Origin of the sequence: Vibrio sp. T13N, from assembly GCF_032970445.1 — a bacterium.
Taxonomy (GTDB): domain Bacteria; phylum Pseudomonadota; class Gammaproteobacteria; order Enterobacterales; family Vibrionaceae; genus Vibrio; species Vibrio diabolicus.
The window spans coordinates 54588-72801 of the sequence record NZ_JAWJYE010000009.1 but is presented as its reverse complement, the minus strand read 5'-3'; the positions used below and the strand labels follow the sequence as shown (position 1 = coordinate 72801).

The window sequence follows — 18214 nt, the reverse complement described above, 5'->3', positions numbered from 1 at the left end:
GTGATGTGCAACCAATTTTTCAGCGTAAACTTTATGAACAAAATATCCGTTATGCTCAATATTCTCTTTATCGACGTTTTAAAGACATCAATTTAACACTTGATTAACCTTTGACACATCAGCATCCAGTTCGAGTTAAAAGCTGAAACAAAAATAAGACTCATTAAAAAAATAGAGTCACCAACATAAGGAACGTGAACATGTTAAAGGTAATCAAACCAACGCTCGCCGCATCTATCATCGCAGCTTCATTTTCATTTAACGCTTTTGCTGCTGATGTAGAAAAAATGCATTTCTTGATCCCTGGAGGTGCCGGTGGCGGCTGGGACATGACCGCACGAGGTACAGGTGATGTGCTACTCAAATCAGACATCGTTGAGACGGTATCTTTTCAGAACCTTTCTGGTGGCGGCGGCGGTAAAGCCATTGCGCACTTGATTGAAACGGCAGATCGCCAAGAAGATACGCTGATGGTGAATTCAACACCGATCGTCGTTCGCTCTCTAACAGGTATTTTCCCTCAATCCTTTAGAGATCTCACTCCCGTTGCAGCCACCATTGCGGATTACGGTGCCATCGTAGCCTCTGTTGATTCGCCATACAATTCTTGGGAAGACGTAGTAAAAGCATTTGAATCTAACCCTCGCAAAGTGAAAATTGCGGGTGGCTCTGCTCGTGGCTCGATGGACCACCTCGTCGTTGCCGCCGCATTTAAAGGCGAAGGATTTGATGCGCGTAAAGTTCGTTACATCGCTTACGATGCGGGCGGTAAAGCCATGGCAGCCCTTCTTTCAGGCGAAACTCAACTGCTCTCTACGGGCCTAGGTGAAGTACTGGAGATGTCAAAATCTGGTCAAGTCAAAGTGCTAGCGGTAACTGCACCAAAACGCCTAGAAGCCGCACCAAACATCCCTACGCTAACAGAATATGGTAACGAAACGGTCTTCGCTAACTGGCGTGGATTCTTTGCTGCACCAGGTACTAGCCAAGAAAAGCTGGATGAATGGAATGCAGCATTTACCAAAATGTACAACACTGACGAATGGCAAGTCGTCCGTGACCGCAATGGTTGGATAGACAACTACAAGGCGGACAAAGCGTTCTTCGCGTTCCTTGAAGAGCAAGAGCAGCAAATGGGTGACTTAATGCGCGAGTTAGGCTTCCTAAAGTAACAGTCGAACTGGGTCCCTCAGATTCCAACCTCACCCAATAACGTGGGGTTGGTATTTCCCCAACTGTATTTGCACTCTAAGTTTCACCGTATATGGATATTGTCGACAATCGGCATGCACACTCCTTTGTTTATATACCCAAAGCAGCTCGACTAGCAGCGAAATGCTTAATTGTTAATGGTTTAGTTTATTCATTAACGTCCATATGCGGTCTTTTTTATTTTTGTTAGGAGTTGAATATGTCTCGTTCAACCAACTTTTTCACCAAAGAATATTTGCTCTGTCGTGACCGTGTCGGCGCAATGATCTTTCTACTCTTCTGTCTTTGCTACGGTTATCAAACCTCGCAAATTCCATTGTTCCCTGGTGATGAATACGAACCGTTCACCGCACGTACTTTGCCAACCATCCTGACTTACGTTGGTGCAGGCCTTTCTTTGTTATTACTGGTAACAGGACAACCAGATAAACAAAGTGGCGCGGTGCTGACCTTTAATTGGAAGTTACTGATCGCTTTCTTGATTTTGATGGCGCTGTACGGCGTGGGCCTGACTTACCTCGGCTTTGTTATAGCTACTGGCTTCTTTTTATTGGCTGGCTTTTATCTGCTGGGGGAAAGACGTAAACCCGTTCTGTTCGGCGCGTCGTTTCCATTCGTGATCGCGTTCTATTTATTACTCACTCAAGGTTTGGACATCTACCTCGAACCGGGTTTGATTTTCACCATCTGGTAGTCAAAGAAAGGACTGAATTATGTTAGATGGAATTCTACAAGGTTTATCCACTGCAGTAATGCCAATGAACATCATGATGGTGATCGTTGGTTGTTTCGTCGGTACATTTATCGGCATGTTACCTGGGCTTGGGCCGATCTCAGCCATTGCTTTGATGATCCCAATTACTTATGGCCTAGAGCCCTCTTCTGGCCTTATTTTGATGGCGGGTGTTTATTACGGTGCGGTATTTGGTGGTTCTACGTCGTCGATTTTAATTAACGCGCCGGGTTGTTCTTCAACCGTAGTGACAGCATTCGACGGATACCCAATGGCTCAAAAAGGCCAAGCAGGTAAAGCATTAGCTTTGGCAGCTTATTCTTCTTTCACTGGCGGTACACTATCTGCCATTATGTTGCTTGTTGCCGCACCAGCATTGGCTAGCGTTTCACTTAGCTTCCAATCGTCAGACTATTTTGCGTTGATGCTACTTGGGTTATCAGCAGTTGCGGCTTTTGCGGGGAAAGGTCAGGTCATCAAAGCATGGATGATGACCATTCTTGGTTTGATGCTATCTACAGTTGGTATCGATAAAGGCGTAGGCGTTGAACGCTTTACCTTCGGTTTGACGGATTTAATGGATGGCTTTAGCTTCTTGTTGCTTGCAATGGCGACATTCGCACTGGGTGAAACATTGATGGGCATTCTTAAACCATCAAAAGACACCAGCGATGAAGAACAGGAAAAGCTGAGTAACATTGGCTCAATGAAAGTGACCAAGGAAGAAATCAAAGATGTTGCGCCTGTTTCAATTCGCTCTTCAATATTAGGTTTCTTCACTGGCGTTCTTCCTGGCGCAGGAGCAACCATTGCTGCTTTTTTAAGCTATGGTATGGAGCGCAACCTCGCACCTAAAGAGAAAAAGGAAGAGTTCGGTAAAGGCAGTATCCGTGGTTTGGTCGCGCCAGAGTCAGCAAACAACGCAGCGTCTAGTGGTTCATTTGTTCCACTGCTAACGCTTGGCATTCCAGGTTCTGGTACGACAGCTATTATGCTCGGCGCGCTGATCGCTTACGGTATTCAGCCTGGCCCTCGCCTGTTTGTTGAGCACCCAGACGTGTTCTGGTCGGTGATCATTTCCATGTACTTCGGCAACATCGTACTCGTGATCCTGAACTTACCGTTGATTCCGTACATCTCAAAGCTTTTGGCGGTGCCTAGAACGGTACTTCTGCCGATGATTTTATTCTTCTCAATCACCGGAGTTTATTTGGTCTCATTCAATACCATGGATGTGTTCGTGATGCTGATTGTCGCTATGGCTGCCATTGCACTTCGACTCGCTAACTTCCCACTTGCGCCTTTATTGCTGGGTTTCATCCTTGGGGGATTAATGGAAGAGAACTTACGCCGCGCATTAATGATTTCAGACGGCGAATTAAGTTTCCTATGGGAGCGCCCTATTACCCTTACCTTTACTGTTTTAGCCGTATTGGTACTGGCAAGTCCACTAATCGTAAAGCTGATTCAAAAGTTTAAAGCACAGCCAGTGAGCGTTGAGCAGTAATAGCTGTCTCTTTCAACCTAGACAAAGCCATCGCGATGGCTTTTCTTTCTCCTATCAAATCGTTCACTTATTAAGCAAAATAATATTGACAAGTCATCGCCTATATATAAGAGTAGTTGCATGAATACACACTTAGCGCAACTTAACCAACGAATTATCATCATTCCATAGGAATGGTGGGATATTTGATGCGCTCAATATTTATCGAACCCACCCATAGCGGTGGGTTTTCTGTCTCTACCGTATGGGAAATACTCTCTTGGAGGCGGTCACATGCAAAAAGTAGCGGTTTTTGGTAAGCCCGGCAGCGGAAAATCGACGATAAGTAAAGCAATCGCGTCTGCTACCGATCTCCCTCTTCATCAATTAGATTCCATAGTCTATAAACCAAACGGTGAGCCCGTTGAGCGTAACGTTTTTGATGAGGCACATAGCAATATACTTCACTCAGATCGTTGGATTATAGATGGTCTGGGGCCTATCAGCTCCTTTAATGCTCGTTTAGATGCAGCCGATACTCTCGTTTATATTGATCTACCATACTCCGTAAGCTATTGGTTTGTGACGAAACGTCTCCTTAAAGGACTATTTATTAAACCCGAAGGGTGGCCTGATGGCAGTTCGGTATTTAAAGGGACATTACAAAGCTACAAAGTTCTTCAGCAATGCCCTGCATTCTGGAATGATGACTTCATGTCTCGTCTCGAAGGGTACTCTCAAAGTAAAACCGTTCATGTCATCAAAAACGTCACAGAACTGAACAATTTTGTTTTAGAGCGGGTAAAGTAAACTTCATATCAGAACACTAGAGCATGTGGGATGGGTCATCTAAAGCTCTAACAATGAAAAAGAACATAACAAGGATTGTTTATGCTTTTAGAACTAGCGCTTTTATTCGTTGCCGGCGTAGTTGGTGGGATCATTAACTCCATTGCGGGAGGCGGAAGCTTTATTACTTTTCCGGCCCTATTGGCGGTTGGTGTGCCTCCTATTATGGCCAATGCAACAAACACTTATGCTTCATGTGCGGGGTACATTAGCGGAGCCGTTGGCTTCAGAGAAGAGATCATGAAGAACAAGCAAGAACTGTTGTTCACAGTCTCATTCAGTTTAGTAGGTGGCGCTGTCGGAGCATATCTGCTGCTCAACACACCAGAATCGCTATTTTTGGAAGCCATTCCTTGGCTACTCTTGTTTGCCACCGTGCTTTTCCTGACTGGTTCTCGTTTAACAATGCTTATCAAAACTGTCGCGAAAGAGCACAAACACGCAGGAATACTCGGAGCAATCGCTTTGGGTCTATTACTTGTTGGTGTCTCTGCTTACGGTGGTTTTTTCAACGCAGGTTTAGGGGTTATTGTTCTGAGTTATCTGGTAGTAGCGGGTCACCAAGACATTAATTTAATGAACGGTTTGAAATTGCTGGTATCTACGTGTGTTTCACTCATTGCTATCGTGATTTTTGTTGCGAATGGTTCCATTGACTGGCGCACAGGTAGCGTTGTTTTGGTCGGTACGTTGGTGGGTGGTTATCTTGCAGCTCGTGTATCTCGTCAACTTAATCCCAATCATGTTAAAGGGTTTGTTGCTCTTTCTTCTATTCTGATCACTATCTACTTTTTCATTGATGTTTATGCTTAAACAAAGCTTGCACAAGTAGATAACACCCCAACAAAAAAACGCCATCGCGAAAGATTAATGCTGATCGCTTAACGATGTTTTTGTGTCATTCCAGCGAGCCTTGGCGAGACTAGGAATCTAATAGCAGTACGCTGAGCGGCTAATGAAACAATTTTGACCATAAAGTGCTCGGATAGAAGATCCTGTATAACGCTCCTCCGTCGCTGTACAGGATGACGAGAGACATAAATATGCCACTCGCTGTTAAACGAGTGGCATTAGTCGCGAAAGATAGGGTTCTACATCAATAATAAGAGAAAGTAACGGTTACTTAATCAGCCCTACTTCTTTGTAGTATTTAAGCGCACCTGGGTGAAGAGGCGCAGATAAACCGTCTTTTACCATTTCCTCTTTCTTCAAGTTCGCAAACGCTGGGTGGAGACGGCGGAAATCATCGAAGTTTTCAAATACCGCTTTGACCACGTTATAAACCACATCTTCTGGTACCGCAGTAGAGGAAACAAACGTCGCACCAACACCAAAGGTTTGAACATCACTATCTGTGCCACGATACATACCACCCGGTACATTTGCGACACGATAGAAGCTATTGTCTGCAACCAATTTTTCTACATTAGGTCCAGCTACCGTTACGATATTACTATCACACGACGTAGTAGCTTCTTTAATCGCTCCACTTGGGTGACCAACGGTATAAATCATCGCATCAACTTTGTTATCACAAAGTGCTTTTGATTGCTCTGCTGCTTTTAACTCAGACACAAGCTTAAAGTCATCGTTACTCCAACCATACTGGCTCATTAACACTTCCATGGTGCCTCGTTGACCAGAGCCAGGGTTACCAATGTTGACGCGCTTACCTTTCAAATCATCAAAAGTTTTGATGTTCGCGTCTTTACGTGCAACGACAGTGAACGGTTCTGGATGAACGGAGAATACGGCGCGTAGTTCTTTAAAAGGCCCGCTTTCTTTAAACTTACTGGTTCCTTTATAAGCATGATACTGCCAGTCTGATTGAGCAATTCCGAGATCCAATTCACCAGCACGAATAGTGTTGATGTTATAAATCGATCCCCCGGTACTTTCTACCGAACAACGAATACCGTGCTCTTCTCGCGATTTGTTGACCAAGCGACAAATAGCGCCACCAGTCGGATAATAAACCCCTGTTACGCCACCAGTACCAATCGTGACAAACGTTTCTTCCGCAGACGCAGAAAAGCCAGTTGTGAGTGCCGCTAAAGAAGCAGCAAGTGCGATTTGCTTAAACTTAAACATTGAACATCCTTTTTACCTGTGTTGATGACCGTTTAAGTATAGCAACCGTTAACAATTTGATAACGTTTGAGTTCTCATCTTTGAAGGTTGAATTATAGATATGTACTTTTTCATCAACGTAACCTACTGATAAATAATATCTATACTTGAATTGCACAAAAAAAGCGTTGTATAAACAACGCTTTGTAGTTAATGAGATGGACGGTTACACCGTTGGGACTGACGCTCGCCACGCTTGGTTCTGACTATCTGAGATAGAACGGAACAAGTCACGTAGCTCTTTCAATAAACCTTCTTGGAAACCAATGTTTTCATCGGCTTTCTGTTTGGCTGCTTGTGCGCGAGTCGCTTGTACTTCATCATCTTTGCTGCGCGCTTGCGCTTTGGTTTGCTCTACATTCGATGCTGAGTTTGCCATCTGGCCCAAAGCTTGAAGAATAGCGTTCTTCGCTTGGTTTGAGCTCATCAACTTATCGAACTTACGGCCACCACTTGTCAGCTGCGCTGTCGTGTCTGCGATATTGTCTTTCGCTAGTGAGTGCGCACGCTTAACCTGATCTTGCTGAGTTTTAGACAAGCTATTGTTATTCAATAACTCTTCTGCTTGATCGAAGCCAGCTTTTTGCGTTTTCAGTACATTATTGCTCGCCATTTCATTCTTGATTTCTTTCCCTGCTTTGAAAGAACCAAGGGCACCAATAATTGCGGTAGCACCCGCTAATACACCCGAAACGACTGCCATCGCGATCATCGCACTTGCCGAGTTGTTTAGTTCTGCCGCTTGGCTTTCTAAACTCGCGACGTTTGCTTCAACAGCAATTTCACGTTGTAGCACTTGCTGCTCACGGCTCAGCTTTGATACTTGATACAACAATGTTAATAGCGTCAACGATTGTGATACCGCATCTGATGGTGACTTGATCACCTCCTCACCGTTAAGCGCTTTCATCGTTGTGCTCATTAATGAGCTCACCGTCGGTGCAAGAGCGCTCATTAGGTTTGCAACAACTTGAGCTTGGTTACTCACTGTAGGAGCTTTAGGCGTCTCTAACTGGTAGCGTGCTGCACCAGAAACACCTGACTCACTTTGGCTTTTAACGGCGCCTGCTTCAAGCTTTGTTTCTGGTGTTTTTTCTGCTTTGGTTGTTTTGATAGTGTCGCCTAAACCATACAGTTCGCCGCGTCCCGTTCCGCCTACTTTATCTAGCATAATAAACTCCTTATACCGTTGCAGGACGGCTTAGCACCGTTTGCATGGTTTCACTTTTCGCTTGGATCATTTGCATGATGACGCTCATCAGCTCTTGGAAATCTTCCATCAACTTGCCAATTTCTTCTTTAAGCTTGTCGATGACTGCCTGGCTTAAGGTCATTTTGGCGCGAAGGTCCGTGATATCTGCCTGAATCTCAGTTACGTGAGCATTGTTAGCGGCATGAACACTGTCCGTAGCGCCTTTACCTACGTTGACGGCAATATCGACAGTTTCTGCTCCGTAACGAATCGCTTTTGCGGTCGTTGTCGCGGCTTTTGAGCCCATGTCCGCCACTTTCGCCATATTTGCAGCTGTTTTCGTAGCGATTTCTGTGACCTTTTGAGCTATCTTGCCAGCACCTTTTGCTGCAAGTTTCGCGATACCGCCAGCTGCTGCACCACCAAACGTCACAACAGCTCCGATAACCGCGACTGCGATTTCTAATGCCATTACGACTTTGTTTAGCACATCGACATTTACGCCCGCTTCTTTTAGAGCATCTTGAACGGCTGGCTCTTGCAGCGCCATGCTCACTGCTCCCATGACGCCACCAGCGATCATAAGAGCACCAGCTGCTGCACCAACACCCGTTGCCACCATTACGGCACCAACAACAATAGAAACCACCGCACTGATCCAACCAAAGATCTTCGCTGCTAAGCCTGATTTTTGGGCTTCTTTTGCAGCGGCTTCCGATTCTTTGATTTTGTCTTGGTTTTCCACCATCTCTTTTTCGTGCTTAGCTTTTGCGACCTTCACTTCCTGAATTTTCAGCTCGTTTTGAGCACTTTTCAGTTTATCCGTGATAGCAGCAAGCTCTACTTCAAAATCATCAGCAGAACCTGCGATGATTTTGACTGCAATCGAACCTGTTTGATCTGCAACTGCATGGAGAGATTTTGCAATGGTATCGACGATCTTTTGCAGCTGTGCCATGGCTTTTAGCGTCAAATCATTCACTTTGTCGCTAACAGCTGCGTTAGGTGCATCTAACTGAACTTTTACTTTTCCGGTGTTCAGTACATCTGCATCTTTACTCTTCACGTTTTCTACCGTCACAGAAGGCGTCGCTGTAGACGCCGTTTTCTGCACGTTATCTAACGTGGCTTGGCCAGATTCAGGGCTATAAACCTGTGTCTGGATGCGGTCAAGTGCAATAGAACTCATAGTCTAATTACTCCTTTTTATTTCTCACCGCTTCTAACATGATGCCTGCACGCTCATGCAAATCTGCATATTGTGATTTTCCGGCAGACATCTCCTTCGCGCTGTAAAACCCACTCTCTGCTTCTGTCAGTTGTTCCAGTTTCAGGTGACATTCAGCAGAGTGAAAAGGTGGACGTGGATCATTTACGTCCACTAGCGCTGCGTAGCTGTAGGCGTCTATTGCCTGCAGATACTCACCCAACTCCTGACGAGCCGCGCCAAGGCCAATGAAAAATCGCGCCTGATAATGATCAAGCATGCTGAGTAATTGAAATACTTTCGCTGCTTGCTCAATCTTTCCCGATTGGAAAAAGTTGTAACCTACGGCATAAATATGTTCGATGGTGTCCTGAGACACATCGTGCAACATTTTTAGCGTGCCTCCCTCTTCCAAAAAAGACAGCAGTTCTTCTGCTTGCATTTGAGATGGATCGGTCGCGTTTTGTTTAGTCATGGTTGTTATCCTTAAATGGCTCGTAGGATTTCTTGTAAAATACTGTGGTACTTCTGAACAAATTTGTTCATTGCTTCAACGGTCGAGTTGTATTGGGAACTGGTGTCGTTCAGCTCAGTGGTTTTGATTTGCACTTCATCGTTAAGCAACTTGGATTTAGCACTGACAGAACTAGAAAAATTAGACAGTTTTTTCGACTTCTCTTCGTCTTGGTACGACGCACCATCACCGATAGTAATACCTTGTTTTTGAAGGAAGTCTCGATGGTTTGTTATCTTATTATCCGTCAAATACTTGTACTCAGGTGAAGCTTCGAAATCCGTTTGATTGCTGTAGTTAAAGTCACTCGCTTTGAAGTTACTTTCTGGATCTCCCGGTTTATAAACTCCATCAACACTTTGCGTAGAGTGAATTTTCGACTGAACAACACCAAAGATTTTTAGTTGCACGGTTAAATCTTGCAGTGCTTCCTTTTGCTCGTTACGTTTTTCTAAGCGATTTACGCGACGCTCGTTTAAGGCAAACAGCACGCGCTCATCAAAGCGATCACCAATACTAGATTCAACGACAGCCAGCAAATCACGAGCCGTCAAAGAGTGCTCTGCTCTCACCTCGCGATCCGCTTTCTCTTTATCGGTGATATTGAGTAGACGCTCTTTCAATGCCCCTAAGTTCTTGCGCAATGCCTCATACCGCTCGGTAAACGAAGCCCCGGTAGATTCACCTTTTACTATTTTTTCAAACTGTAATCGGATGTCTCGTTCGGTGTTTTCTTTGATTAAATTAACTTGAGCTGCCGTTATTTGTGTCTTTTGGACATCGGCTATCGCGCTATCTTGGTAAAAGTTGTCGATTTCTATCTTTGTTAAACTCACGGCGAAGTTGGCGAACAAGCCAGAAAGCGTCAAAGGTTCGGTTCCACCAATGACAGTGTTAAGTGCCGCTTTAAGATTTTTCGTTCCAGCCGCATCCCCATAAGCTGCGCTATATTGGCCTTTCACTTGAACGGCCATTTCATCTAACGCTTCTTTAAGCTGCTGTTTAGAAATACCAGGAGTCCAGGTAATTCTGTTAGCTAGCGCACTTGCGTCATCGGTGCTTAAAGTAATACCGATGCCTTGAAAACTACTTTTTAATTGAGCTGAGACTTGAAGAGCGAAACTCTCTTTAGTCAACAGGAAATCCGAGCTCTTCAGTTGCGCGAGATTAACGGAACCTAAGCTACTAAAGGCATTGCGAAGAAAAGAAATAGAAGCATCTCTCACTTCACGGGAGCCCATTTGATTAGCAAGCTCTGCAACAAAAAGAGAAATTTCTTTGGTGGCATTAGCCAGTTTTGTCTCGGATAGGTTGGCGATCTGCTCCGCTTGGTTACTCTGAGTCCCCAAATTAAATTGACTAACAAACTCAGTAGATAACGAGCTATCTACGTTTTCCGTCAGTAACTTACTAAACCAAGCTTGAAACTGATTTGATAGTGTTTGGTTTGTTTGAGCATTGAACTCGGCTGCGGTTAATTCGCCATCTGAGTTAGCACTTTGTAGCGACTTTATCCAAACAGATGCGGTGTCGGTCAATGATATACCAGCAAACGCGTTATTTTTCGCTTTTAGGTTTTCAAGTGTATCAACATAAAGCGCGATGCTTTGTGATTCCGTTTGTCCCGAGATAGTTGGCAATGAAGAGATTAGAGAGGCAAGTTGCTGAGTCTCTGCTTCACCCAGTACAGGGGTAAATGCCTCTATCAAGTTTTGTTGGAAAGTGGGTAATGGTGCACTACTCGCAGCTGTGTCTGTTGCTCCTGTCGTAGAGCCAGTCGTTTTCATATTCGTCATTTCCAAACCTCTAAATCATCATGCCGCGCATCACTGTGGGACGCTTTCTCCGTTTACCTGACGTACCTTGTAGCTGATTTTGTTGTTGCCGGCGGCGCTGGACTTCGTCTATTAGCTCTTGCTCTGCACGTTTCATGGTATCTACTGGCGCTTTTATGCCGCCAAGTAAAACATCACCCGCAACAGGACCAACACCTAAGCCTTCCAATAGCTCGTTAAAAATATCGGTTCTGTCTTCAGCTTTTCTAATGGCAAGCTCAGCGTTCTCAATCGCATCGGTAAACGGTTGCTTCATCTTGATTCCTATCTTAAAGCGGGTCATCTCATCGGTGCTGTCAGTAACAGTCGTGAGTTTTTACTTTTTCAACTTTTTCAACTTTTTCAAACGTCTATAATCTGCCAGGCGTAAACAGTACCAGTCTTCTAGCTCATCATGGCTTGCACCGCATGCTTTTAGATAGAACTGTGCCAATCGCTGGCTGCTCATGTTGCTACCACGTAACACATCGACGTTGCCGCGAATGACCCAATCGGAGGGATAAAGTTGAATGGCATGTTCAGCCAAGAGAAATAAGCCGGCAAAGGGGTTACTCAACCCCAATTTTGGACGAACGCGTTTCAGAAGAACGATGATGATTTCACCGTCCTCCACCCGAAAAACGAGCTCTAAGCCCTCAACTTCAATTCGATAACCAAGTTGAATTTCACTTTGTTGCCAAAAGTATGGCGTCACTTCGATCCCCGCTTGCGCCAGCGAGAGTATTAGTTTTGTTTTCATTACATCCCCACCCTTCCAAGTGGCTGAATATTGATTTGCTGAGTTAATTCTTGAAATGACAAAACGGGCAGATCGTAGTATTCCGATTCAATAAGCTTTCGCACATATCGGCGTACATCCATAGACACAACTAACACAGGCTTATTCGGCATGCGGCTTAAATCACCAATGGTCTGTTTCACATCACTCACAAATTGTTGAGTTACTGACGGGTCTAACGCCAAGTAGCTCCCTGCAGAGGTTTGACGAATACCGCTGCGTATTGTGTCTTCGAGACTTTGATCCAATAAGTAAGCGGGCAACATGTTTTGTCCACTCGCGTATTTGTAGCAAATGTAACGTTTTAAGCTGGAACGAATGTACTCCGTCAGTTGTACAACATCTTTCTCTTTTTGGCCCCACTCAACCATGGCTTCCAAGATCACGCGAAGGTTTCGGATGGAAATATCCTCAGAAACCAAGCGTTGCAAGATTTCCGTCATTTTTTGTAACGGGACAATGCGCTGGGCCTCTTTAACTAGCTCCGAATAACTGCCTTCCATCTGCTCCAACAGATAACGCGTCTCCTGAATACCAATAAAGTCTTGTGCGTACTCCTTGAGAACATGAGACAAGTGGTACGTTAAAATTCTGTCGGGTGTGAGAAAGCCGACATGGCTAGTCGTGAGTTTTTGCTCGTAACTTTGTGCCACCCAAATGCTAGAAATACCGGGTAGAAAATCTTCATCTTGCTCATAAGGCACGCCTAATAAGTCGATCTGCTCATTCCCTTCTGTCACCAAGAGTTGGTCTTTTACAATTCGTCCTCGTGCAACCGGAACTTCTTGTAACTGAATTAAATATTCGCCATTTTGCATCCCCTCGTTAAAACGCAGGTGGATACCCGGGAAAGGCACGCCGAGGTCGAGATATAGTGCGCGCCTAACCCTTGCTAGCTCTTCATTCAATGCGACCGCTTCCAAGCTTTCCTGAAGGCTCGCGTCAAGATCAATCAAGAGTGGGACCGTCATAGCGAACTCTTCTTGCTCACCTAATTTGCCTTTACTGTTTCTAGATGGGGTTGGTTTGCTTGGCTTCGCTGCTGGTGAACCCGCCCCTTGCGAAACAAAGCTTGATAAGTCGGTAGTATCTGATTCAGCCTGTTTTTTCTGTTGATAGAAAAGGAAGAAACCACCACCACCAACCACTGTGGCCAAGACCAGAAAAGTAATTTTTGGAAAACCAGGAATCAGTGCGAAGAGCACCAAAAGCACACCGCCAATAAGAAGCGCACGTGGCTGAGCAATGACCTGCCCACCAATGTCCGAACCAAGATCAGAAGAGTCTTCATGAGAAACACGCGTCACGATAATACCGGCCGTAATCGCGATAAACAGAGCCGGAATTTGCGACACCAAACCATCGCCAACGGTCAAAATCGCAAACAACTCAAGCGCTTCAGAAGCACTCATGCCTTTTTGCGTTACCCCGATCGTGACGCCACCTAAGATGTTGACCACAATGATGACCAAACCAGCAATGGAGTCGCCTTTAACGAACTTCATCGCGCCATCCATCGAGCCATACATTTGGCTTTCTTTTTCAATCAGTGATCGTCGGTGCCGTGCTTCGTGTACGTCAATCACGCCAGCGCGCATGTCACCGTCAATACTCATCTGCTTACCAGGCATCGCATCAAGTGAGAATCGCGCACTAACTTCTGCAACCCTCTCCGAGCCTTTGGTGATCACCATAAACTGAACAATGGTAATGATCAGGAACACAACGATACCGACCACTAAGTTACCGCCCACAACGAAGTTACCGAATGTATAAACGATTTGACCAGCATCGCCTTGCAGCAAGATCAACCGGGTTGTCGTAATGGATAAAGACAAACGAAACAATGTCGTGATCAGTAGCACCGCGGGAAACGCAGAGAACTCAAGCGGCGTGGTGATGTAAATCGCTAACATAAGCAGCACCACCGCAATGCTCATGTTGGTGCCAATCAGCACATCCACCAGCGCGGTAGGCAGTGGCAATATCATCATAAAGACGATCGCGAGCAACATCACAGCAAGCATGATGTCTTTACGTTGCCCTACCTTGTTTAAAATATCGATCAACTTATTCATGTGATTCACTATTTAAAGATTGCAGATAGCGTCGGTGCGCTTGGCGTGCCCCATCGACGTCATTTTGTTTCCAACGCGCTTGGCTTAAGCAAAACCAGAGTCCTGCCGAATCAGGTTTAAGGTCGGATTTTAATAAGTGCTCACATACCTCAACCGCACGGGCATATCGACCACTTTGTAAACACGCCACTGCGAGCGTTTGCATCGCCTCTTTGTGTTGCGGGTCTATCTCTAAAACCGCATCGAGAATAGAGATAGCATGCTCTGGCTTTTGGTATTGAACTTGTAGTGCAGCGTGAACAAGCAACAGTTCAATGTCTTTGGATCTCAACATGTTGGTTAGACCTGGATAAGGAGATTGAGCGCCATGGTGAGGTAGCGCTGATCCAGTTGCGTGCTTTGTAACGTTTCGGATGCTTTGATAAAAGAAGCGGAGCCTGAATCCTGTGCAAGAACTTGCAACTGAGCTAACGTTTCATCGAACTGTTGGCGGTACTTTTCTGGACGCAACAATTCTGAGTGCAACAATTTTGGCTTGGTTAACGCGATTAGGTATTGGTCTGAAGGCCTGAGGTCATAGAGCTTCTCTAAATGCGTAGCGACCGCCTGTCCATCAGGAAGTAATTGAAACCGTTCAGGGAAATCGGCCTTAACCTCACTATGAGTAACATGCGTGAAGGCTTCTATGCCTACGTTTAAAGTGCTTACTCGAGTCATGAGGTTGCCACATCGTTATGTAGACGAACCAAAAGCGTAAACGCTTGTTCTAAAGTCGGAAGCGTGACCTCTTCTCCGTTTAACCTCGCGGAAAAAACCAAAGTTTGCTCATCTAACAAACCAGTTTTAATTTCGAAAGGCCAGCCTTGATCGGCATGACACAAACTGAGTGCGCTTTGAATGATGTCACTGGTTTGATGCCAAGATAACGCTTGAGACAACATCAAGAATAGCTGCTCCCCGTGTCGCTCAATATGTAGTGTACCGCTTTGCTCAAAATCCAGCTGCACCCGTCCAGCTGATGAGAAATCGACGGCATCGAGCCCCATTCCTCGGCAAAATTCATTGACGGATGCATCAATCCAACTCATCTTCCCACGCTTCCTCTTCTTCTATATCAATGGCTTCGTCTAGCGCCTTTTGTACCGCTTGTATTAAATTCTGTCGTTGTTCTTCATCGGCGAATACGTCAATAGGGATCGCGCGAACTAACTTGTGGAACTCTCGAAAAAAATCGATTTTTTGTTGTACCGCCGTCAATTCCATTGCGTTGGCGACTTTCCAAATCTCATCACTGCTTACCCATCGCTGCTCTACCAACGCAATCACATCAGCCATCAAATTAGAAACTTGATAAGCCATAACTCGTCCTTTCCGGTTTAAACATTTGGAACAGCTGACTCACGCGATCTTGCAACGTATTCAGAGTTTTGAGTTTTTGCATATCGGACATCAACCACTGCAACTTAACCGAGTCGATACTGCTGCCTTGAACACTAAGATCTGCACTCATGCCTTGCAGCATAAAGTCAACAGCGGTCGATACCTCCTGTTCACCAAAGCGCGCCACTACGTCTTGATAAGCGGCGCCGAGCCCTTGATAGCTATGAACGGTATCGCGATAGAAACCGCGCAGCTGATGTAATGAGCTAAACTCTTGCTCTTGGCTGTACTCATCAGCAAAGTTTGAGACGCGAATTTCCGTATCAATTTGAGCCCAAGAATCTGGGTTTTGCTCGATTCTCAGAATCGCTTGGTCAATCAGCGCTAGTAGATGTTTACTTTCTGGGCTCGAACTCAAAAACTTTTTAACGGCTTTTAACGCAAGGTATTGATGGCTTTTCTCCTCTGAAAATCCATTCAAATAAGCTTGCAATTGAGCGATGGTCGAGATATTTCCTCCCGCCATTTTTGCAGCCAGATCTTTGATCTTTTGGTTCTTTTCAAGATCAGGGACTTTTCGCAGATAGTCAGAAACGAGTTCGTGCGCTTCATTAACTCGAACGCCACTATCTTTCACTTTGCGCTTGGTCAAATCTTTTTCTGCTTTTTCGGAACCGAGTGAAGTGAGCTCTTCCATCGCATCAAAAAGTGATTGTGTGGCATTGTGAACACGGACCGTTTCACCGCGGTAATTGCCTTTTCGTGAAGCGTCGGTACGAGACGATTCCAACCCGTTTTGGATAGACGCATCAAACTTTGGGTTTGTTGCGATATGATTGTTGATAATACTCATTCACTTGCACTCCTTCCGTACAATACAGGCGAATTATAGGAAGTGCGCTTTCTCGAAGCTGTCAAAATCAGACGTGTTTTTTTAGTGCGTTTTCAGTTTTCTAAAAACTCCCGACTGATATTCACTATAAATACCCCCTCATCCTTTCTATCCTCCCAACATCAATCATTGCGCATATTTTTACCTTGAACGATTTCTCATACATCACTGATATCCAACAATCTGCGATCAGGCAAACTCGTCTGATCCAAATTCGCGGGCGCGTTACGCAAGTAACCGGCACCATCATCAAGGCCGTTGTCCCCGGCGTTCGTGTTGGTGAGCTGTGTGAGTTGCGTAATCCTGATCAAACTCTGTCTTTATTAGCGGAAGTCGTTGGCTTTCAACAGCATCACGCTCTGCTCACACCGTTAGGAAACATGTTTGGGATTTCCTCAAATACAGAAGTTAGCCCAATGGGAAAAATGCATGAAGTCGGTGTTGGCGATCACCTGTTAGGTACAACGCTTGATGGGCTTGGGCGTCCTTTCGATGGTACGCAAAGCCAGGAACCAAGTGCTTGGTATCCGGTTTATCGCGATGCGCCACCACCAATGCAACGTAAACTGATTGAAAAGCCAATCTCTCTTGGGGTTCGATCCATTGATGGACTACTGACCTGTGGTGAAGGTCAGCGCATGGGCATTTTTGCAGCGGCGGGCGGTGGTAAAAGTACCCTACTGGCAAAACTGATTCGATCCGCAGACGTCGACGTGACCGTTCTCGCCTTGATTGGTGAACGCGGACGCGAAGTACGAGAGTTTATTGAGCATGACTTGGGCGAAGAAGGAATGGCCAAATCGGTTTTAGTGGTCGCGACATCCGATCGCCCGGCCATGGAACGTGCCAAAGCCGCTTTTGTTGCCACTTCTATTGCTGAATATTTTCGTGACCAAGGTAAACGCGTGTTACTGCTGATGGATTCTGTAACGCGTTTCGCCCGCGCACAGAGAGAAATTGGACTAGCCGCAGGCGAGCCACCAACACGACGTGGCTATCCGCCTTCCGTTTTTGCCGCTTTGCCAAAGCTGATGGAACGAGCCGGTCAATCTGACAAAGGGTCAATTACAGCGCTGTACACCGTGTTGGTTGAAGGCGACGACATGACAGAACCTGTCGCCGATGAAACTCGCTCCATTTTAGATGGGCACATCATTCTCTCGCGCAAACTTGCGGCAATGAACCATTATCCCGCCATTGATGTACTCCGATCAGCAAGCCGCGTGATGAATCAAATCGTTGAACCTGATCATCAGGCGTCTGCTGCTCACCTTCGCGAAATGTTAGCCAAGTACGAAGAAGTTGAGCTACTGATAAAAATTGGCGAGTACCAGCATGGGGCAGATAGCCGAGCAGATATGGCGATTGCACAAAGTGATGATATACGCGCCTTTTTACGTCAAGGAACGCATGAGCCAAGTGATCTTGATGGTGCTATCGCTCAACTAAAAGGGATGGCGAACCAATGATCGAACGGTTATTAGAAATCAAACAAATTCGAGCTGAACGTGCGGATAAAGCCGTTAAGCGCCAAGAATACCGAGTATCAAATTCGGCAGCACAGGTTCAAAAGGCCGAACGTTCCGTAGCGGACTATCACGTTTGGCGTCAGGAAGAAGAAGAACGACGTTTTGCCAAAGCAAAGCAACACACACTCGTTCTCAAAGAGTTGGAAACATTGAGACAAGAAATCGCGTTGTTGAGAGAGCGAGAAGCCGAGCTTAAACAGCGCGTTGCCGAAGCAAAAAAAGCGCTTGAGTACGAACGTTCGGTACTTAAAGAAAAACAAAAAGAGGCACGGCAAGCCCATAAAACCAAAGAAAAATTCGTTCAGTTGCAACAACAAGAACTCGCGGAACAGTCGCGAGAAAGACAATACCAAGAAGAACTCGAACAAGAAGAGTTTCGCACTGTCGATATTATCTAAA

The 18214-nt window shown here is 45.5% G+C and carries 20 protein-coding genes; 7 read left to right on the top strand and 13 right to left on the bottom strand.

Annotation, left to right across the window (positions count from 1 at the left end; genetic code table 11):
- Positions 1–200: 200 nt before the first annotated feature.
- From R2S67_RS15760 to R2S67_RS15740, 5 genes are all read left to right on the top strand, one after another.
- The gene (locus R2S67_RS15760) at positions 201–1172 is read left to right on the top strand and encodes a tripartite tricarboxylate transporter substrate binding protein (protein ID WP_005395072.1); all 972 of its coding nucleotides are present in this window, start codon (positions 201–203) and stop codon (positions 1170–1172) included.
- Positions 1173–1411: 239 nt separating this feature from the next.
- A complete protein-coding gene (locus tag R2S67_RS15755) occupies positions 1412–1906 on the top strand; it encodes a tripartite tricarboxylate transporter TctB family protein (protein WP_258687612.1) in 495 nt (164 codons plus the stop codon).
- Between the two features lie 19 nt (positions 1907–1925).
- Positions 1926–3452 (top strand): tripartite tricarboxylate transporter permease, encoded by a 1527-nt coding sequence (locus R2S67_RS15750; protein ID WP_048626439.1) that lies wholly within the window; start codon positions 1926–1928, stop codon positions 3450–3452.
- Positions 3453–3725: 273 nt separating this feature from the next.
- Positions 3726–4241: an adenylate kinase gene (locus tag R2S67_RS15745; protein ID WP_182019351.1), complete on the top strand. Its 516-nt coding sequence runs from the start codon at positions 3726–3728 to the stop codon at positions 4239–4241.
- An 81-nt stretch (positions 4242–4322) separates the two neighbouring features.
- Entirely contained in the window at positions 4323–5093 is a 771-nt protein-coding gene (locus tag R2S67_RS15740) for a sulfite exporter TauE/SafE family protein (protein ID WP_005395076.1), read from the top strand.
- Positions 5094–5399: 306 nt separating this feature from the next.
- Here R2S67_RS15740 and R2S67_RS15735 read toward each other — a convergent pair whose 3' ends face one another.
- From R2S67_RS15735 to sctW, 13 genes are all read right to left on the bottom strand, one after another.
- Positions 5400–6371 (bottom strand): TAXI family TRAP transporter solute-binding subunit, encoded by a 972-nt coding sequence (locus R2S67_RS15735; protein ID WP_317345615.1) that lies wholly within the window; start codon positions 6369–6371, stop codon positions 5400–5402.
- A 205-nt stretch (positions 6372–6576) separates the two neighbouring features.
- On the bottom strand, positions 6577–7581 hold the full coding sequence (gene vopD / locus R2S67_RS15730; RefSeq protein WP_317345613.1) for a type III secretion system translocon subunit VopD: 1005 nt from the start codon (positions 7579–7581) through the stop codon (positions 6577–6579).
- A gap of 10 nt (positions 7582–7591) precedes the next feature.
- Complete coding sequence (gene vopB / locus R2S67_RS15725; RefSeq protein ID WP_046874932.1) at positions 7592–8791, bottom strand: type III secretion system translocon subunit VopB; 1200 nt, start codon at positions 8789–8791, stop codon at positions 7592–7594.
- A gap of 7 nt (positions 8792–8798) precedes the next feature.
- On the bottom strand, positions 8799–9284 hold the full coding sequence (gene vcrH, locus R2S67_RS15720; RefSeq protein ID WP_005395089.1) for a SycD/LcrH family type III secretion system chaperone VcrH: 486 nt from the start codon (positions 9282–9284) through the stop codon (positions 8799–8801).
- Between the two features lie 11 nt (positions 9285–9295).
- Positions 9296–11119: a virulence-associated V antigen gene (locus R2S67_RS15715; RefSeq protein WP_317345610.1), complete on the bottom strand. Its 1824-nt coding sequence runs from the start codon at positions 11117–11119 to the stop codon at positions 9296–9298.
- Positions 11120–11129: 10 nt separating this feature from the next.
- Entirely contained in the window at positions 11130–11414 is a 285-nt protein-coding gene (locus tag R2S67_RS15710; RefSeq protein WP_005395092.1) for an LcrG family type III secretion system chaperone, read from the bottom strand.
- Between the two features lie 60 nt (positions 11415–11474).
- Entirely contained in the window at positions 11475–11897 is a 423-nt protein-coding gene (locus R2S67_RS15705) for an LcrR family type III secretion system chaperone (RefSeq protein ID WP_317345609.1), read from the bottom strand.
- On the bottom strand, positions 11897–14023 hold the full coding sequence (gene vcrD, locus R2S67_RS15700) for a SctV family type III secretion system export apparatus subunit VcrD (RefSeq protein WP_104969413.1): 2127 nt from the start codon (positions 14021–14023) through the stop codon (positions 11897–11899). Before vcrD ends, R2S67_RS15705 begins: the two co-directional genes overlap by 1 nt.
- Positions 14007–14348, bottom strand: a complete 342-nt coding sequence (gene vscY, locus R2S67_RS15695; protein WP_005395110.1) for a type III secretion system chaperone VscY — start codon at positions 14346–14348, stop codon at positions 14007–14009. The genes vcrD and vscY overlap by 17 nt, the downstream gene beginning before the upstream one ends.
- Before the next feature lie 5 nt (positions 14349–14353).
- On the bottom strand, positions 14354–14731 hold the full coding sequence (gene vscX / locus R2S67_RS15690) for a type III secretion system protein VscX (RefSeq protein WP_005377246.1): 378 nt from the start codon (positions 14729–14731) through the stop codon (positions 14354–14356).
- On the bottom strand, positions 14728–15102 hold the full coding sequence (gene sycN, locus R2S67_RS15685) for a type III secretion chaperone SycN (protein ID WP_012841776.1): 375 nt from the start codon (positions 15100–15102) through the stop codon (positions 14728–14730). Before sycN ends, vscX begins: the two co-directional genes overlap by 4 nt.
- Complete coding sequence (locus R2S67_RS15680) at positions 15089–15373, bottom strand: TyeA family type III secretion system gatekeeper subunit (RefSeq protein ID WP_012841775.1); 285 nt, start codon at positions 15371–15373, stop codon at positions 15089–15091. The genes sycN and R2S67_RS15680 overlap by 14 nt, the downstream gene beginning before the upstream one ends.
- Positions 15354–16247 (bottom strand): type III secretion system gatekeeper subunit SctW, encoded by an 894-nt coding sequence (gene sctW, locus R2S67_RS15675; RefSeq protein WP_006741538.1) that lies wholly within the window; start codon positions 16245–16247, stop codon positions 15354–15356. Before sctW ends, R2S67_RS15680 begins: the two co-directional genes overlap by 20 nt.
- Positions 16248–16432: 185 nt before the next feature.
- On the opposite strand from sctW, the gene vscN reads away from it, so the two are divergent.
- Positions 16433–17755, top strand: coding sequence for a SctN family type III secretion system ATPase VscN (gene vscN / locus R2S67_RS15670; RefSeq protein WP_005395117.1), 1323 nt, complete (start codon positions 16433–16435; stop codon positions 17753–17755).
- On the top strand, positions 17752–18213 hold the full coding sequence (locus R2S67_RS15665) for a type III secretion protein (RefSeq protein ID WP_048626446.1): 462 nt from the start codon (positions 17752–17754) through the stop codon (positions 18211–18213). The genes vscN and R2S67_RS15665 overlap by 4 nt, the downstream gene beginning before the upstream one ends.
- Position 18214: the final 1 nt, after the last annotated feature.

Coding starts and splice junctions, on each gene's coding strand:
- R2S67_RS15715 (WP_317345610.1), bottom strand. CDS start 11,119: ATGACGAATATGAAAACGACTGGCTCTACGACAGGAGCAACAGACACA.
- R2S67_RS15760 (WP_005395072.1), top strand. CDS start 201: ATGTTAAAGGTAATCAAACCAACGCTCGCCGCATCTATCATCGCAGCT.
- vscX (WP_005377246.1), bottom strand. CDS start 14,731: ATGACTCGAGTAAGCACTTTAAACGTAGGCATAGAAGCCTTCACGCAT.
- R2S67_RS15755 (WP_258687612.1), top strand. CDS start 1,412: ATGTCTCGTTCAACCAACTTTTTCACCAAAGAATATTTGCTCTGTCGT.
- sctW (WP_006741538.1), bottom strand. CDS start 16,247: ATGAGTATTATCAACAATCATATCGCAACAAACCCAAAGTTTGATGCG.
- R2S67_RS15710 (WP_005395092.1), bottom strand. CDS start 11,414: ATGAAGCAACCGTTTACCGATGCGATTGAGAACGCTGAGCTTGCCATT.
- R2S67_RS15740 (WP_005395076.1), top strand. CDS start 4,323: ATGCTTTTAGAACTAGCGCTTTTATTCGTTGCCGGCGTAGTTGGTGGG.
- R2S67_RS15745 (WP_182019351.1), top strand. CDS start 3,726: ATGCAAAAAGTAGCGGTTTTTGGTAAGCCCGGCAGCGGAAAATCGACG.
- vcrH (WP_005395089.1), bottom strand. CDS start 9,284: ATGACTAAACAAAACGCGACCGATCCATCTCAAATGCAAGCAGAAGAA.
- vopD (WP_317345613.1), bottom strand. CDS start 7,581: ATGCTAGATAAAGTAGGCGGAACGGGACGCGGCGAACTGTATGGTTTA.
- R2S67_RS15680 (WP_012841775.1), bottom strand. CDS start 15,373: ATGGCTTATCAAGTTTCTAATTTGATGGCTGATGTGATTGCGTTGGTA.
- sycN (WP_012841776.1), bottom strand. CDS start 15,102: ATGAGTTGGATTGATGCATCCGTCAATGAATTTTGCCGAGGAATGGGG.
- R2S67_RS15665 (WP_048626446.1), top strand. CDS start 17,752: ATGATCGAACGGTTATTAGAAATCAAACAAATTCGAGCTGAACGTGCG.
- R2S67_RS15705 (WP_317345609.1), bottom strand. CDS start 11,897: ATGAAAACAAAACTAATACTCTCGCTGGCGCAAGCGGGGATCGAAGTG.
- R2S67_RS15735 (WP_317345615.1), bottom strand. CDS start 6,371: ATGTTTAAGTTTAAGCAAATCGCACTTGCTGCTTCTTTAGCGGCACTC.
- vopB (WP_046874932.1), bottom strand. CDS start 8,791: ATGAGTTCTATTGCACTTGACCGCATCCAGACACAGGTTTATAGCCCT.
- vscY (WP_005395110.1), bottom strand. CDS start 14,348: ATGTTGAGATCCAAAGACATTGAACTGTTGCTTGTTCACGCTGCACTA.
- R2S67_RS15750 (WP_048626439.1), top strand. CDS start 1,926: ATGTTAGATGGAATTCTACAAGGTTTATCCACTGCAGTAATGCCAATG.